At 75.5% G+C, this 1,841-nt stretch carries 1 protein-coding gene; it reads right to left on the bottom strand.

The features are described 5' to 3' along the window. Window positions 1–107: 107 nt before the first annotated feature. Window positions 108–1,841: histidine kinase (locus ACIQOV_RS39790; RefSeq protein ID WP_401055805.1), on the bottom strand; the 1,734-nt coding region annotated here is incomplete at its 5' end.

Below are 1,841 nucleotides of genomic sequence, written 5' to 3'. Positions count from 1 at the left end.
CGGCCGTCACCCGTCGCGCCGGGGGCGCTTTCACGTGCCAGGCGCCCCCACCCGGGTGCGCGCCGCGCCCCCGCCGCACCGGACGGCCGCGGACGAGCCTCTCGCCGTCAACGGCCCGCGGGCCGGCGCGGGAGCACCGCGTGCACCCGGGTACCGCGCCGCAGGGCGTCCACGGTGCAGCTGCCGCCGATCTCCGCGGCCCGCTCGGACATCGACTGCAGTCCCACTCCCGGGTGCACGGGAAGCCCGTGGCCCGGGCCCTGCCCGTCGTCCTCGACGTCGAGCACCAGCCGCCCGGGCTCCGCCCGGACGGACACCGTGGCGCTGGCCGCCTGCGCGTGGCGCAGCACGTTGTTGAGCGCCTCCGCGGTGATCCGGTAGACCGCGACCTCGACGGCGGCGGGCAGCGCCGGCAGCGGGTCGGGATCGAGCCTGGTGGAGACGGCGAGGTCCGGGCCGCTGAAGGTCTCGGCGAGGCGGCTCAGCGCCAGGGACAGGCCGTAGTCGCCCAGCGCGGTGGGCCCGAGCCGGTCGGTGATCCGCCGGACCTCCCGGACCGCCGAGGCGAGGTCGTCCGCGACCCGGTCCAGCACGCTGGAGAAGAGCGCCGGGTCGTCCACCGCGGCGGCGCCCTGCAGGCGCAGCCGCAGACCGGCCAGCATCGGGCCGAGGCCGTCGTGGATGTCCCGGCGCAGCTGGCGGCGCTCCTCCTCGCGGGCCGCGACGATCCGCTCGCGGCTGGCCCGCAGGTCCTCCATCAGCTGGAGCGAGGCGACGGCGGGCGCGGCCTGGTCCGCGAGCGAGCGCAGGATGTCGCGGTCGCTGTCGTCGAGCACGCGCTGGCCCTGCCGCGGGGCGACGGTGAGCCGGCCGATCTGGTCCCCCCGGTGCACCAGCGGGAAGCCCTCGTCACTGCCGGAGAGCTCCCCGACGGCGGCCAGCGGCCGTTCGCCACTGCGCGTGGAGACGGTCAACTCCACGCCGGGCAGCCGCAGTTCGTCGCTGACGGTACGACACAGCACGGCCGGCACCTCCTGCGGGTCCACGGTCTGGCTGACCCTCCCGGCGAGGCTGCGCAGCACCTGGTACGGCTGCGCGCGCGATCCGTAGTACCAGCGGTCGACGAGGCCGGAGGCCCCGCGCACGCCCCGGGGCAGGCCGATCGCGAGCAGGAAGACCGCGGCGACCACCACCAGGGCCCCGAGGCCGCGGCCGGGCATCAGCATGGTGGAGAGCAGACAGGCCACCACCACGAACACCATCGCCAGCCCGGCGGCCACCAGCAGGCCGACCAGGACCCGCCGAGCCGCCCGGTCGAGCCGCCAGGAACCGTCCCGGACCACGACGGCGGCCAGGGTGATCGTCCACAGTGCCGACGTGACGGCGAACGCGATGTACGAGGGCGTGCTCTGGTCGAAGAAGTAGCCGAGTTCGGCTCCGCCCCACAGCAGGTACACGCCGAGGGCGATCAGGACGTTCTGCCGACGGCGCCGCGACACCCCGCGGATGCGGGCGAGCGGGACGAGCACCACCAGGACGGTCAGCACGACGTACACCACGAGCTGGGCGTCGAGCAGCCGGTCGTTGAGCGCCCCCAGCCAGTTCGCGAAGGCGCTGCCGGCGAACGGGTTGGGCCGGCCGAACACGGTGGCGTCGGAGAAGGAGTAGCCGGCCGGGGCCAGCCTCCACAGGCCCACGGCGGCGATCGCGAACCACCACCACCTGCTCGGCAGCGTCCCGTTCGGCAACCACAGCGGCAGCGCGTGCCACAGGGTGGCACTGACCGCGTAACCCACCGACACCAGGACCACCACGGCCCCGACCACGTGGGGGCCGCCCCC

The organism is Kitasatospora sp. NPDC091257 (genome assembly GCF_044757675.1).
Taxonomy (GTDB): domain Bacteria; phylum Actinomycetota; class Actinomycetes; order Streptomycetales; family Streptomycetaceae; genus Kitasatospora; species Kitasatospora lactacystinica.
The sequence above is the reverse complement of the archived record's forward strand: the minus strand, read 5'-3'. Positions and strand labels throughout refer to the sequence as shown.